Annotated in this window: 15 protein-coding genes; 3 read left to right on the top strand and 12 right to left on the bottom strand. The window is 75.3% G+C overall.

Annotated elements, in window-relative coordinates:
- Positions 1-691: AfsR/SARP family transcriptional regulator (locus BI06_RS45065; RefSeq protein ID WP_043478980.1), on the bottom strand; the 691-nt coding region annotated here is incomplete at its 3' end.
- Positions 692-869: 178 nt separating this feature from the next.
- On the opposite strand from BI06_RS45065, the gene BI06_RS45060 reads away from it, so the two are divergent.
- Positions 870-1,415 carry a hypothetical protein gene (locus BI06_RS45060; RefSeq protein ID WP_078880176.1) on the top strand — a complete coding sequence of 182 codons (546 nt, stop codon included), beginning with the start codon at positions 870-872 and terminating at the stop codon, positions 1,413-1,415.
- An 80-nt stretch (positions 1,416-1,495) separates the two neighbouring features.
- On the opposite strand, the gene BI06_RS45055 is transcribed toward BI06_RS45060, so the two are convergent.
- From BI06_RS45055 to BI06_RS45015, 9 genes are all read right to left on the bottom strand, one after another.
- Positions 1,496-1,975: a hypothetical protein gene (locus BI06_RS45055; protein WP_043478977.1), complete on the bottom strand. Its 480-nt coding sequence runs from the start codon at positions 1,973-1,975 to the stop codon at positions 1,496-1,498.
- A gap of 320 nt (positions 1,976-2,295) precedes the next feature.
- Entirely contained in the window at positions 2,296-2,940 is a 645-nt protein-coding gene (locus BI06_RS45050; protein ID WP_030395138.1) for a dihydrofolate reductase family protein, read from the bottom strand.
- A gap of 190 nt (positions 2,941-3,130) precedes the next feature.
- A complete protein-coding gene (locus tag BI06_RS45045; protein ID WP_369826410.1) occupies positions 3,131-4,735 on the bottom strand; it encodes a cytochrome P450 in 1,605 nt (534 codons plus the stop codon).
- 62 nt (positions 4,736-4,797) lie between these two features.
- Positions 4,798-5,418: an ATP/GTP-binding protein gene (locus BI06_RS45040; protein ID WP_030395140.1), complete on the bottom strand. Its 621-nt coding sequence runs from the start codon at positions 5,416-5,418 to the stop codon at positions 4,798-4,800.
- Positions 5,399-5,758, bottom strand: a complete 360-nt coding sequence (locus tag BI06_RS45035; protein WP_030395141.1) for a DUF742 domain-containing protein — start codon at positions 5,756-5,758, stop codon at positions 5,399-5,401. The genes BI06_RS45040 and BI06_RS45035 overlap by 20 nt, the downstream gene beginning before the upstream one ends.
- Positions 5,755-6,162: a roadblock/LC7 domain-containing protein gene (locus tag BI06_RS45030; RefSeq protein WP_043478974.1), complete on the bottom strand. Its 408-nt coding sequence runs from the start codon at positions 6,160-6,162 to the stop codon at positions 5,755-5,757. The genes BI06_RS45035 and BI06_RS45030 overlap by 4 nt, the downstream gene beginning before the upstream one ends.
- On the bottom strand, positions 6,159-7,826 hold the full coding sequence (locus BI06_RS45025) for an ATP-binding protein (protein WP_063795162.1): 1,668 nt from the start codon (positions 7,824-7,826) through the stop codon (positions 6,159-6,161). Before BI06_RS45025 ends, BI06_RS45030 begins: the two co-directional genes overlap by 4 nt.
- Before the next feature lie 565 nt (positions 7,827-8,391).
- Positions 8,392-8,835, bottom strand: coding sequence for a hypothetical protein (locus tag BI06_RS45020; RefSeq protein WP_051743085.1), 444 nt, complete (start codon positions 8,833-8,835; stop codon positions 8,392-8,394).
- 93 nt (positions 8,836-8,928) lie between these two features.
- A complete protein-coding gene (locus tag BI06_RS45015; protein ID WP_233290563.1) occupies positions 8,929-9,582 on the bottom strand; it encodes a hypothetical protein in 654 nt (217 codons plus the stop codon).
- A 231-nt stretch (positions 9,583-9,813) separates the two neighbouring features.
- On the opposite strand from BI06_RS45015, the gene BI06_RS45010 reads away from it, so the two are divergent.
- Together BI06_RS45010 and BI06_RS45005 are read left to right on the top strand one after the other, a co-directional pair.
- Positions 9,814-10,626 carry an SDR family NAD(P)-dependent oxidoreductase gene (locus tag BI06_RS45010; RefSeq protein ID WP_030395145.1) on the top strand — a complete coding sequence of 271 codons (813 nt, stop codon included), beginning with the start codon at positions 9,814-9,816 and terminating at the stop codon, positions 10,624-10,626.
- Positions 10,627-10,842: 216 nt separating this feature from the next.
- The gene (locus BI06_RS45005; RefSeq protein ID WP_043478971.1) at positions 10,843-11,280 is read left to right on the top strand and encodes a hypothetical protein; all 438 of its coding nucleotides are present in this window, start codon (positions 10,843-10,845) and stop codon (positions 11,278-11,280) included.
- Between the two features lie 161 nt (positions 11,281-11,441).
- Here BI06_RS45005 and BI06_RS45000 read toward each other — a convergent pair whose 3' ends face one another.
- The gene (locus BI06_RS45000; RefSeq protein WP_043478969.1) at positions 11,442-11,621 is read right to left on the bottom strand and encodes a hypothetical protein; all 180 of its coding nucleotides are present in this window, start codon (positions 11,619-11,621) and stop codon (positions 11,442-11,444) included.
- 256 nt (positions 11,622-11,877) lie between these two features.
- Positions 11,878-13,456: helix-turn-helix transcriptional regulator (locus BI06_RS44995; protein WP_043478966.1), on the bottom strand; the 1,579-nt coding region annotated here is incomplete at its 5' end.

Below are 13,456 nucleotides of genomic sequence, written 5' to 3'. Positions count from 1 at the left end.
GCCCCAGCTCCTCGGCGAGCCGGCCGGTGAACCGCCGGTGCACGGTGAGCGCGTCGGCCGTCCGCCCGGAGGCGTGCAGCGCCCGCATCAACTGCCCGACGAACCGCTCCCGCAGCGGATGGTCGGCGACCAGGCCGGTCAGCTCCGGGATGCTCGCGCGGTGCCGCCCGAGTGCCGCGTCGAGGTCGAGGCAGTCCTCCCAGGCGGTCAGCCGCAGTTCGTCCAGCGGCACGGCGCCCGCGTCGATCAACTGCCCGTCCAGGCCGTCGAGGACAGGGCCGCGCCAGAGCGAGAGGGCCTGCCGCAGACCCGCCGCGGCGGCCGACTGCTGCCCGGCGGCGGCCGTCCGGCGGGACCGGGCGACGGTGTCGGCGAACAGGCGGGAGTCCAGTCCGTGGTCGTCGAGCGGGATGCGGTAGCCGCGCCCGTCGGTGAGCAGGACCGGCGGCCCGGTCGGGTCCGCCTTGCGGAAGGCCCGGCGGAGCAGCCCGGCCAGGTTGCGGACCTGGCGGTCGGCGGTGGCGGGCGGCCGGTCCTCCCAGACGGCGTCCACCAGCCGGGGCACCGGCACCGCGCCGCCCGGGTTCAGCAGCAGTGCGGCCAGCAGTCGTTCCTGTCGGGCGCCCCCCAGCCGGATCCGGTTCCCCGTGCGGGTCCGGACCTCCAGCGGTCCCAGAATCGCGAACTCCATGCGCTGCCCCTCCCCAGGGTTCTTGCGCGCCGCTGTCGGACCGTCGCTTTTGGTGACGGTCTGATGACCAGATCATGCCAGAATCGTGTGGGTGGTTGAGATGGTCGGGACATGCCGGTCCGCAGTCGGACCGGCGTCGTGCGCATTCTTTCCCGGAGTTCCCTGGAGGAACAGGACCATGACCCGCATCAAGCGTCTCGCCGCCGTCGCGACCGCCGCCGCCGTGGCCGCCCTCGTGCCGCTGGCCGTCGCCCCGGCCGCCCAGGCCCGTACCTCCGAAGCCACCCACTACGGCATGACCTGGGAGGTCCTCAACTACGGTCCGAGCGGCACTGTTCAGGTCGGCGGCCCGGGCGGCACGGCCAGCGACGCCTACCAGGGCGACACCGCCCCCTGGGTCTCGCTGCCGGTGCTCTGCCTCAACAAGGACGGCCGGCCCGCGCCGGCCGGCATCAGCCTCGGGTTCTACAACGGCTGGGCCCTGGGGAGCGTGGCGCTCAGCCGTCCGGTCAAGGGATCGGAGCTGACCAGCGCCGCGGCCGCCAACGAGGTCTGCCGCTCGACCTTCGGGCGCACCTGGCGGCAGGCCGAGTTCCACGACGGCCGCTACGGCCCGAACTACTCCTCGATCGGCGGCTGGACCTTCTGGGCCTCCGGCAGCCTGCCGCAGGGCGTGCGCTTCTGGACGTACATCAACGACCAGAACGCCAACCCCTGGAACTGACCCGCACCGTCGCACGCCCCGTGCGGCCGGCCCCCTGCCCACCCGGGCCGGGGGCCGGTCCGTTCACCGGTTCCCGCGGCTCACCAGGCCTGACCGGCCTCCGACCAGCGGGCCCGGGCCTCGTGCTCCGCGTCCAGGTGGCCGTCCAGCCGCCAGCGCAGCACGTCGTAGTCGGGCAGGTGGCTCCACGCCTCGGCGGCCGTCAGCAGGTACCGCCAGAGCCGGCTGAGCCGGGCCATCAGCTCCTCGAACTCCTCGTCGAAGGCCGTGACCTCCCGGTCGTCCCCGCCCGCGTCGTCCGCCCCGGTGGTCCCCGCGGCACCCCCGGCCGCCTCCGCCGCGTGCCCGGCGAGCGTGCCGAGCACCTCCCGCGCGCTCCCGGTCAGGGCCGTGACCGTGTGGGTCAGGGCCTCCCCGACCAGGGCCTCCTCGCCGCCGGGCCGCGCGGCCGCCTCCCGCAGCAGCACCACCCGCCGCTCGATGAACCCGGCCAGCCCGTCGATGTCCTCCACGGTGATGTCCGCGGTGTACCGCAGCGCCGGTCGCCGAATGTCCGTCATCCCGCCGTCCCCTCCCTCGACTCCGTCGAACCCCTTCGACGGGCCGGACCGGCACCCCGCCGCCGGATCCGGTCCGCACCCCCGAACCTCGGATATGGCACCGCGACCGGGGGCGGCAAACCCGGCGCACGGGAGCACGGCCGGGGGTGGGGCGGATGCGCCCCCCAGACAGCTGGGATCCCGGGCCGCTCCTCGGCCTCGCCGGCGCGGGGGACCGGCCCGGGGATGTCACCGACAGTGAGATCGACAAGGGGCGACAAGGGCCGCTGAAGGTCAGTGGGGAGGTCGGCGGGGGCGGCGGGGGTCGGCGGGGAGGTCGGTCAGGGCCGGGTGAAGGTGAGGTGGGTGACCCGGCTCGGGCTGGTGACGGACTCGATCCGGAAGCGCTTCTCCAGCCCCTCCAGTCCGTCCCACAGGCGCTCTCCCCGCCCGAGCAGGACGGGCACCACGACCACGTGCAGATGGTCCACCAGATCCGCGGCGAGGAAGGCGCGGACGGTGCTCGGGCCGCCGCCGATCCGGACGTCCAGGCCGCCGGCGGCCTCCCGTGCGAGGGCGAGCACCTCGTGCGGAGTGCCGTCGACGAAGTGGAAGGTGGTGCCGCCCGCCATCTCCACGGTCGGCCTGGGGTAGTGGGTGAGGACGAAGACCGGGGTGCGGAACACCGGGTGCGGACCCCACCAGCCGTTCCAGTCGTGGTCCTGCCACGGGCCGCGCTGCGGGCCGAACTTGTTGCGCCCCATGATCTCCGCGCCGATGCCGTCGCCCCAGGCCCGCGCCATGGCGTCGTCCACGCCGGTCTCCCCGCCCTCGCCGCCCTGCATGGCGCGGAAGGTGTGGGTGTGGAAGAACCAGCTGTGCAGCCGGTCGCCGGCGTGGCCGAACGGTGCCTCCAGGCTCTGTCCCTCGCCCGTGCCGTAGCCGTCTAGCGAGACCGAGAAGTTGTGGACGCGGACCAGGGACACGGGGCACCTTCCGACGGGCGGGGTTCGGGCGCGGCGGAGGGGCCGCGTCCGGCTCGCGCCGACTTTAGTCCGGGCCCGTCCGGTTCGGCCGGGGACGCGCCGCCCGGCAGGTCGGCACCGCCCGGCAGGTCGGCGCCGCCCCGGCCGGTGAGCGTCGGCCCGTCGGAGTCGGTCCGTGAACGGCGGCCCGTCAGCGCCGGAACCACCCGGTGAGCCGGGCCCACCAGCCGCGCCGGGGCCCGGCGACGAGGGCGGGGGAGGGGCCGACCGGCGTCGGTCCGGCGAACGGGGTCGCCGCGGGGAGCGGTGCGGGGATCGGCGCGCCGGAGGCGCCCGGGGCGGCGGCGGGAGCACTGGCCGGGGGAGCGGAGTCCTCGGCGGGCTGCCGCTCGCGCGGGGTGAACTCGACCGGCAGCGCGACCAGATGGCGCGACAGCCAGGCCGAGGTCCAGGTCAGTTCCTCCTCCGGCACGGCGAGGCGGAGGTCCGGCAGCAGGGTCAGCAGGCAGTCGATCCCGGTCTCCGCGATCGCCCGCCCGATGTCCTGGCCCGGGCACTCGTGCGGGCCGCTGCCGAACGACAGGTGGGAGCGGTTGCCGTGCAGCGGCTTCGCCAGGTCGGGCCGCACGATCGGGTCGACGTTCCCGGCGGCGAGGCCCAGCAGCAGCATGTCCCCGGCCCGGATCCGCTGCCCGCCGAGCAGGGTGTCCCCGGTGGCCCAGCGGCCGGCGACCAGCGACATCGGCGGGGCGTCCCAGAGGACTTGGTCGAGCGCGTCGGGCACGGTCATGTGGCCGCCCGACAGATGGGCCCGGAACCGGTCGTCGGTGAGGATCATCTTCATGGTGTCGGCGATCAGGTTGACGGTCGTCTCGTTCGCGGCCAGCAGCACGACCCGCAGATGCTCCAGCACCTCCTCGTCCGTCATCCCGGCCTCGTGCTGCATCAGCCGGGTGCAGAGGTCGGCGCCGGGGTCGGTCCGCTTGCGCTCGACCAGCCGGCGCAGCGCCGCGACCACGTGGTCGTTGCTGGCGATGGCGGTCTCGGTGCCCTTCATGAGGTCCCGGGCGGCGTCGACCAGGCGCGGGCCGTACTCCTCCGGCATACCGACCAGCTGCGTCATCACCAGCATCGGCAGGTGCTCCGCGAACCGGCTCACCAGTTCGGCCTGCCCGGACGGCCCGAACTCCTCGACCAGCTCGGCGGTGTAGCGGGTGACGAAGCGTCGGACGCCGCGCCGGTCGGTGCCGTTCAGTCCGTCGGTGACGGCGCCGCGCAGCCGTCGGTGCTCGGCGCCGTCGGCGAAGACGCAGAGCGGCTGCCAGGCGATGACCGGCATCAGCGGCGAGTCGGCGCCGACCAGTCCCTCCTGGAACGCCCGCCAGCGGCGCGAGTCCCGGGAGAAGCGGGAGGGTGTGCGCATCACGGTGAGGTTGGCGGAGTGGCCGAGGACCAGCCAGGCCGGCAGGTCGCCGTGCAGCAGGACGGGCGCGACCTCCCCGTACTCGGCGCGCAGCTTCTCGTACAGGCCGGCCGGGTCGGCCTCGGCCTCGGGCCCGTAGAGGCGGCGGAGTTCGGCGACGGGCAGCTCGTCGAGGCCGGGCCGGTCGCTCCCTGCTCCGGCGGCCCCCGGTTCGGTGCTCCCCGCCCCGGTGCTCGCCGTTCCGGTGCTCGCCGGTCCGGCGGGGCTCGGGATGTCGATCCCCCGGGGGCTGCCGCCCGGGGCATCGGCCCCGTGTGCGGGGCAGCCGGGCGGCGGGGCGAGGGGGGCGTCGTCGCGGAACGGGGTGGTCACGGTGTCTCCGGAGGTCGTCGTCGACGGGGGTGGGGGAGCGGGGCGGGGACGGGGCGGTGCGCTCACCGCGCGGCCCGCGACCCCGCCAGGTCGTAGAGGTAGTGCATGAGCGCGAGCAGCACGTCCCGCCCGGACTCGCGGACCCGGGCGTCGCAGGCGACGATCGGGACCTCGGGCGGCAGGTCCAGCGCGAGCCGCAGCTCCTCGTCCGGGTGGGCGGGCGCGCCGGGGAAGGCGTTGGCGGCGACCACGAAGGGCACGCCGCGGTCCTCCAGCCGCCCGATCACGTCGAAGCTGACCTCCAGCCGACGGGTGTCGACCAGCACCACCGCGCCCAGGGCCCCCTCGAACAGGCCGTTCCAGAGGAACCAGAACCGCTCCTGTCCGGGGGTGCCGAAGAGGTACAGCACCAGCTCGTCGCTGATGCTGATCCGGCCGAAGTCCATCGCGACCGTGGTCTCGGACTTCCGCTCGATCCCGGCCAGGTCGTCGACGTCCGCCCCGGCCTGGGTCATCGTCTCCTCGGTGGTCAGCGGACGGATCTCGCTGACCGCGCCGACCAGGGTGGTCTTGCCTACGCCGAAGCCGCCGACCACGACCACCTTGACGGCCGCGGCGGCCGAGTCCGGCAGCAGGTCCTCGTCGGCCGGCCCGCGCACCGTGTCAGAGGCGCTGAAGTCCATGCATCACCGCCTCCAACAGGGCACGGTCGGGGAGAAGCGCGGGCGGGACGGAGGCGCGCGCCTCGACCCGCTCCTCGGCCACGAGGTCGGCCAGCAGCACGGTGACCGCGCTGACCGGCAGCCGCAGATAGGCGGAGATCTCGGCCACCGAGAGCGGCGATCCGCACAGGCGCAGGATCGCCGCGTGCTCGGGCGGCATCGAGGGGGTGGGCTCCGCACGGGAGACGATCAGCGTGACCAGGTCCAACGCGGCCCGTCCGGCCGGTTGGGTGTGGCCGCGCGTGATCACGTAGAAGCGTTCCGGGGCGTCCTCGCCCCAGTCCCGGCCGGCTGTGCTCATGCGACTGGCTCGCCCCTTCGGGGAGGCGTACTGAGGTGCTCGCCGATCCGGGCGACCAGGTCGCGCATCCGCTGGCCCATCAGCCCGGCGTCCACGCCCTCGTCGGCCAGTACCGCGAGGAAGGCCCGGGCGCCGGCCGCCATCAGGTAGAAGAAGCCGCCGCCCATCTCGATCACCACCAGCCGCATCCGGCCGTCCCCGTGCGGGAACTCGTGGCCCACGGCCGCCGCCAGGCTCTGCAGGCCGGCGCAGGCGGGGGGGAGCCGGTCGGCGGTGTCGGTCTCGGTGCCGTGCTGCGCCATCCGCAGGCCGTCCGCGGAGAGCACGATGACGTTCCGGACGTGCGGCACCTCGTCCGCCAGCTGCTTGAGCAGCCAGTCCATGTTGGTCCGTGGCTGAATCACCGCTCGTCCCTCCCCGTCGGGTCCCCGTTGTCGTGGTCGGTCGTGGCGGTGCCGTTGACGCCCTCGGTGAAGGCGGCCAGCCAGAGGCCCGGCTGCACCGCCCCCGCCGGTGCCGAGGGGTCGGCACCGGGCCGGTCGGGCGGTCCACCGAACCCGTCACCCCGGCCGTTCGAACCCGCCGGGCCGTTGGCGGCCGACGGGCCGCCCGGGCCCGCCGATCCGTTCACGGCGGAGGCTCCGTTCGCGGCCGAGGCACTGTTGGAGCCCGCCGCGCCGCCCCGGGCGGCCGCCCGGCCGGTCGTGCCGCCGGAGCGGGAGGTGGTGGTGCGGGTCGTCTGGGCGACGCCGATCCGGGCGGTCGGCGCGGCGTGCCGGCGTCGCCGCGGCAGCCCGGTGGGGGTGCGCTCGGTGACCACCGGCACGTCCTCCCCACCGCTGAGCGGCCCCGGCAGCGAGCCGGAGAGCGGCCGGCGCGGCGGCGGCGAGGTGTGCGGACGGCGGTCGTCCACCGGCTCCGGACCGGACGAACCGGTGACACCGATGCCGTGGGCCCGCCCGGTCGCGGGCGCGGTGGTGATCAGCTCCTGCGGCACGACCAGCACCGCCCGCACCCCGCCGTAGGCCGAGGGGCGCAGCGAGACTTGGAAGCCGTACGCCCGGGAGAGCCGGCCGACGACGGCGAGGCCGAGCCGGGGGGTCTCGCCGAGCTCGTTGAGGTCGATGCCGGCCTGCGCCTCCAGGAGCATCCGCTCGGCGCGGGCCCGGCCCTCCTCGCTGAGGCTGAGCCCGCCGTCCTCGATCTCGATCGCGATACCGGTCTGCACCTCGACGGCGGTCAGGTGCACGCTGGTGTGCGGCGGCGAGTAGCGGGTGGCGTTGTCGAGGAGTTCGGCCACCGCGTGGATGAGCGGCTCGACCGCCGGGCCGATCACCGCCACGTCGGAGACCGGGTGCAGCTCGACCCGCTGGAAGTCGAGGATCCGCGACATGCCGCCGCGCAGGACGCTGTACAGCGGCACGGCCCGGTTCCACTGACGGCCCGGCCGCGCGCCGCCGAGGACGGCGATGCTGTCGGCCAGGCGGCCGATCAGGGCGTTGCCGTGGTCGACCAGCAGCAGGTCGTCGAAGACCGCGGGGTCGTTGCCGTGCCGGTGCTCCATGACGCGCAGCTCGGCGGCCTGCCGGTGGACGATCGCCTGCACACGGCGGGCGATGTTGACGAAGGAGCGCCGCGAGGACTCGCGCAGCGCCTCCTCGTTCTCGACGGTCTCCAGTACGGCGCGCAGCAGGGTCTGCTGAGCGCTGCGGAACTCCGCGCCGACCGTGACGTCCTGGAGGGTGTACGCGTTGACCACGTCCTCCAGGCCCTCGCCGTGGGTGAGCCGGGCCATGGCGGCGGGCAGGACGGACTTGGCCAGCCGGATGTACTCGGTCTCCTGCCGGGTGAGCCGGCGGATCAGTTCACCCTCGCGCTGGACAGCCCGGGCGCGCAGTTCCTCCGTCGCCCGGCCCCGGCGGGCGGCCTCGGCGGCGACCAGCATGACGGCCAGAGTGCCCACCGCCGCGCAGACGGCGACGGGGAGGCGCGAGTCGGGGGTGGCCGCGGTGACGGCGACGGCGGCGACCGCTGCCGTCACGACGGTGGGCAGGAGCCAGACGAGCACGGGGGCGGAGCGCCGGCGTCCGGGTGACGAACCAGCACCAAGCATTCAGAATCCTCAAACGATCGGAAGAGTGGGGGAACGGGACAGGTGGCCGGTGGGCCTCGGGGGTTCGGAGCGGCGGGTGGGCGGGGTCGCGCGGGTGGTGCGCGGCGGGTGGTGCGCGGCAGGGTGGGCCTCCGCCGTGCGGGCGCCCGGGGGACGGCGGGCGCGCGCACCGGAGGGGACGGTCCGGCCGGACCTCCCGACCCGTCGCCGGGCCGGTGATGGCACCAGGTTTACCGCGCCCCGCGCGCCCCGAACCGGCGCTCGCCCCCGGTTCGCCAATGCGAGCGGTCTCCGGGTGAACTTGCCCCGAGCAAGGGCCACTTCGTGCTAGGGCCCGGATCCGGGCGGTGTGCGGCGGCTCCCGGGGCGTCAGCCCGGGGCGGTACCGCGTCCACCGAAATGATGAGCCGTCGGGGCCCCGCTGCCCGAGTTGCGGGGGTGACGGGGGAGGGGCGGAGGAACCGCTCGACCGGCGGGAGGGGGCCGGGAGCCGGGAGGGTTCGGAAAAGGGGGCGAGAGGTCAGACGGGGCGGACGGCGCGGGGGCCGGTCACATCGGTGCCGAGTGCGGTGACGCGGGCGCGCAGGCCCCGGTCCGCCGTGACGACCAGGCAGCTCCGTCCGGGGCGGGCGGCGAGGGCGGCCGCGACGAGGGCCACGATCAGGTCGTCACCGCTGCCGGCGGCGGACTCGACGCGTACCTCGGGTGTGCTGGTGACTCCCCGGGCCGCGCCCTCGACGACGAGCAGCACCTCCAGCGGGCCGGTCCGCGCCCGGACCGGGACGTCGGCACGCTCGCCCGGGACCCCGTGGCCGGCGACGGGCGCGAGCGCGTCCCGCAGCCGCTCGGCCGCACCGCGCCGGTCCCGCCACCAGCCGTCGGGCACCGAACCGACCACATTGGCGCCGTCCACCACGAGCAGCGGTGGTTCCGGGACGGCCTCGCCGGTCTCGCTCTCACCCATGGCGGGCCAGTCTGCCACGAACCCGCGGGGCGACGGCGGTGCGGGCGACCGAGCGCGTGCGGGCGGTCAGGAGTACCGCCCGCGCCGGCCCGCTCAGAGGTCGGGGAAGCACTCCTCGGCGAACTCCCCGCCGAACACCTGCTGCGCGTGGGTCAGCATCCGACGGGCGTACACGGGGTTGTGCGCCAGGGCGGAGTAGCCGTCGCCCTCGACGGTCAGCAGCCCGCAGGTGTCGGCGAGATAGACGTCCAGGCCCGGGTACATCAGCTCGACGCACGGGATGTCGTCCACGTCGAGCGCGAGCACCGGGTACTCGCCGTGCGCGTCGCCCACGCCGGTGGCCAGGACCCGGCGCGAGTCGGAACCGCCCGGGAGCAGGAAGCACTCGTCGAAGCGGTCCGAGACGCCGTCGAAGCAGGAGCCCCAGAGCTCGCCGAGTTCGTCCCGCGCCAGGTCGCCCAACGGCCTCGGCGTGAAGCGGTCGTCCTCGTCGAGCCAGCCGAACCGGCGCAGCAGCCCGGTGTCGAACGCCAGCCAGCGCCGCAGGCTCGGCGGCAGCGGTCGGCCGCTGGGGAAGACCGCCTCGGCCAGCGGCCCGGCCGCCAGCGGCCGGGGCTCGCCGGTCAGCCACGGCCCGGCCCAGGCGCTGTAGTCCAGGATCGGCCGGTGCGGGTCCGCCTCGACGGAGGCGATCACGCGCTCGGTGAGCGCGATGCCGTGTTCGGCGGTCGGGGGGATCGGGGTCACGGGGTTCATCGGGCTCGGGTCCTGTCCGCGGATCGCTCGACTGGTGCTCGGTCGCGCCGAATCTACGGCCCGCCTCCGACAACGCCCGGACCGGGGCACCGCGCCGACGGGACCGCGCAGACAGGACCGCAGGACCCGACCCGGGCTCCCACGGACCCGAGCTGACGGGCTGTCGGGCACGACGACCTAGGATCGACGGTTCACGAAACATCGATCCCGGAGGTCACAGGAATGTCGGACCAGCGTGTAGTCGTCGTCACCGGCGGAGGGAGCGGCATCGGCGCGGCCACCGCGCGGCTGCTGCGGGCCGAGGGCCACCACGTGGTGGTGTCCGGCCGCCGGCGCGAGCCGCTGGAGCGGGTCGCCCGGGAGACGGGGGCGCTCGCGCACGTCTCCGACACCACCGAGCCGGAAGGCGTCCGCGGGCTGGTCGCAGCCGCCGTCGCCGCCTACGGCCGGATCGACGGGCTGGTGCTCAACGCCGGTGTGGGCCGGGGAGGTTCGGTGGGCGAGGTCACCTTGGAGGACTGGGAGCTGGTGATGCGGACCAATCTCACCGGCCCCTTCCTGCTGCTGCGCGAGGCGCTGCCGCACCTGCTGGTCGCGCGCGGCGCGGTGGTGGCGGTCGCCTCGGTCTCCGCGCTGCGCAACGGCGCCGGCAGCGCCGCGTACGCGACCTCGAAGGCGGCGCTGCTCCAGCTCTGCCGTTCGCTGGCCGTCGACTACGGCCGGCGCGGCCTGCGGGCCAACACCGTCTGCCCGAGCTGGGTGCGCACCGAGATGGCGGACCGCAGGATGGCGCGTTTCGCCGAGGAGGCCGAGCTGGCCGGCGGTGTGGAGGAGGCGTACCGCGAGGCGACGGCGCTGACCCCGGCGGGCCGGCCGGGGGAGCCGGAGGAGGTGGCCGCCGCGATCGGCTGGCTGCTCTCCCCGGCGGCGGGTTATGTGAACGGCGCGGTGCTCACGGTCGACGGTGGGGTGACCGCTCTGGATCCCGGTACGGCGGCCTTCGGACTCCGGATGGAGCCGCGCTCGGGCGGCTGACCGCAGGACCGGTCGGGCGCCCGCTCGGTCGAGTGGCCGCCCGACCGTCCAGACCGATGCAATTCAGTCATTGAAAGGCTGAAATCAGTTATAGGCTTCAAAAAAAAGGCTGGACGGTAATCCTCCGCTTGAATCGATGGCAGTATGTGAGGTGTGAAGCATGAAATGTCACATGGCTTCACTCTGCCGTCCCTACCCACGAACGGGAAAAGCCCGATGAATCGGCCCCTCGCCATCCTCGCCACCAGCGTCGCCCTGACCCTCGCCGGTGCGCTCCCCGGCACCGTGCTCGCCGCCCACGCCGACGCCTCCCCGAGCGTCCCGGGGACCTGCGTCACCAGCTACCGGGGCGTGGTGGTCAACGAGATCTGCGCCATCGTCAGCGGCGAGGAGGTGACCTTCCACGGCCGCACCACGCCGACCAGTGTCACCTGGACCCCGCGCCCGGTGCCGTTCCGCCTCACCGCCAAGGTCGTCGACGGCGCGGAGATCGGCACCGTCACGCCGACCGTCAACGTCAGCTGGTCCGCCACTCCGGTGGGCCGGATCTCCGGCGCCCTGCCGTGCGGCTCCACCGCCGAGGCGACCCTCGAAACCACCCAGTGGGGGTGGCCGCCGGCCGCCGTCACCATCTCCGTCGCGGCGTCCTGCTGATCCCCCAGGCGCGTGTGCACGGCAAAGGGCCCTGCCTGGTCGGCCAGGCAGGGCCCATTTCCTTCGGTGCGTCAGCCGTTCCGGGCCGTTCCCGGCCGTCCCGGCGCTCGCTTCCCCCCCGCTTCCCGACCGGGAACCGCCCACACGGTCCCGGCCGGTGTTCAGTGCGCCCAGTGGAGCCCGGGGCCGGACCGGCTGAGCCGGGCCAGGCGGACCAGGGCCACCGGGTGGTGCCCGGCCTTGCGGGGGGAGGGGGCGAGCCGGACCGTGGCCTCGGCCCGGTCCGGGCCGTCCGTCGCCGGTCCGGCGGTCGCGCTCGGCGCGTGGTGACGTGCACTCATCACTCGGGATCCCTCCTGGTCGGGGAGCGGCTGCCCCGCTCGCTCGCCAATGACCACCAGGGAACCGGCCCGGACCGGCCGGATCAATGCGGGTGACTACCTATCGGCGGGCGGGAACTCTGGGGGCGTCCGCCGCGCGGCACCCACCCGGACGTGCGGGGCACCCGCGAGGGCCCGCCGTACTCGGCCCGACCGTTCCCGGTCCCGCCCGGTCCCGCCCGACCGCGCGTACGCGACCCCGGTCACCACGCCCCGGTCACCCGCCGCCCTCGCCCGCCGCGTCCTCGGCGTCCGCCCGGGCCAGCGCCTGCGCCGTCCCGGCCCGGCCGGTGCCCAGCTTGGCCAGCACACTCGCCACATGGTGCTCCACCGTGCGCGGCGACAGGAAGAGCGCCTGGGCGATGTCCTGGTTGCCCGTCCCCTGCGCCAGCAGCTCCGCCACCTGCCGTTCGCGCGGCGACAGCCGCTTGCCGTAGCCCCGGCGGCCCGGCGAGCCGATCCCGCCGAGATCGAGGTCCCGGCGCAGCTTCCGGCAGCGGGCGGTGTCCGTGGTGGCACCCAGCTCCAGGTAGACCCGCTCGGCCGCGGCCATCCGCTCCGCGGCCCGCGCCCGGTCGCTCGCTGCCAGCGCGGCGGCGATCCGCTCGTCGGCCCGGGCCGCCTCGTACGGCCGACCGATGTCCTGCCAGTGGTCCCTGGCCCGGGTGAACGCCTCCGCCGCCTCCGGATCGCCGTCCGCGTCCAGCAGCAGCCCCCGGGCGAGGTGCAGCGACGCCGTCACGGCCGGCGCGCCCCGGTCGACGAGGGACTCCGTCGCCTCCTCGGTGACCTCCCCGGCCTCGGCCCGCCCGCCCGTCGCCAGCAGCGCCTCGACGGCGACCGGCAGCAGCTCGGCGGTCCGCGCCCAGGCGTCGGCCTGCCGGGCCGTCGCCAGCGCCGGGCCCACCGTGCCGGCGGCCCCAGCGATGTCGCCCTCCAGCAGTTGGAGGCCACCGAGCCCGGCCGCCGCCCGCAGCGCCACCGTCACCTGCGACTCCCGCTGGCCGAAGCGGGCGGCGATCTCGAACTCCTCCCGGGCCAGCGCCAGCCGGCCCCGCCCCGCCGCGAGCCGCCCGAACAGCAGCGAGCGCTCGGCACCCGCCATCGCCAGGTCGTCGAACTCGGCGCCCAGCCGGGCGAACCGGGGCTCCACCAGGTCCCAGCGCCCGGCCAGCATGTCGAGCCGGATCAGCGCGAGCCGGCTGTAGCACTCCAGGTACGGAATGCCCGTCAGCCGGGCCAGCCGGCGGCTCTCCTCCAGCAGGTTCGCGGACCGGCGGTCGTAGCCCAGCTCGATCGCGATCTCGCCCGCGTTGTACAGGGCCCGGGTGGTCTGCCGCATCACCTCGGGCCGCTCGGAGTCGCGCGGCAGCTCGTCCAGGCGGTCCCAGACCGCCGGATCGCCGTCCCGGGCCTGGAAGGTGAGCGTGGTGGCCCGCACCGCCGCGGACACGTCCTCGTCCGGGTTGGCCGCCAGCAGGCCCTCCGCCCGCGCCAGCCACTCCCCGGCCCGGCGGCCGGCGCCGTCGCGCTCGTCCATGGCGATCGCCACCATGGCCCGGGCCGCCCGCACCGGGCGCTCCTCCAGCTCCTCCAGGGACTCCCGGATCCGGTCGAAGCCGGCCCGGTTGCCGCTGTGCACCGCCATCAGGAAACCGAGCGCGAGCCGGATCTCGCCCCGGTCGGCCACCGGCAGCCGGGGGTCGGCGACCATGCCGCTCAGCACCTGCACGCTGGCCGCCGGGTCGACGTCGTCGGCCGCCAGCCGGGCCAGCGCCAGGGCCGCCCGGCCCCGG

The organism is Kitasatospora sp. MBT66 (genome assembly GCF_000710405.2).
GTDB classification, from domain to species: Bacteria; Actinomycetota; Actinomycetes; order Streptomycetales; family Streptomycetaceae; genus Kitasatospora; species Kitasatospora purpeofusca.
The sequence above is the reverse complement of the archived record's forward strand: the minus strand, read 5'-3'. Positions and strand labels throughout refer to the sequence as shown.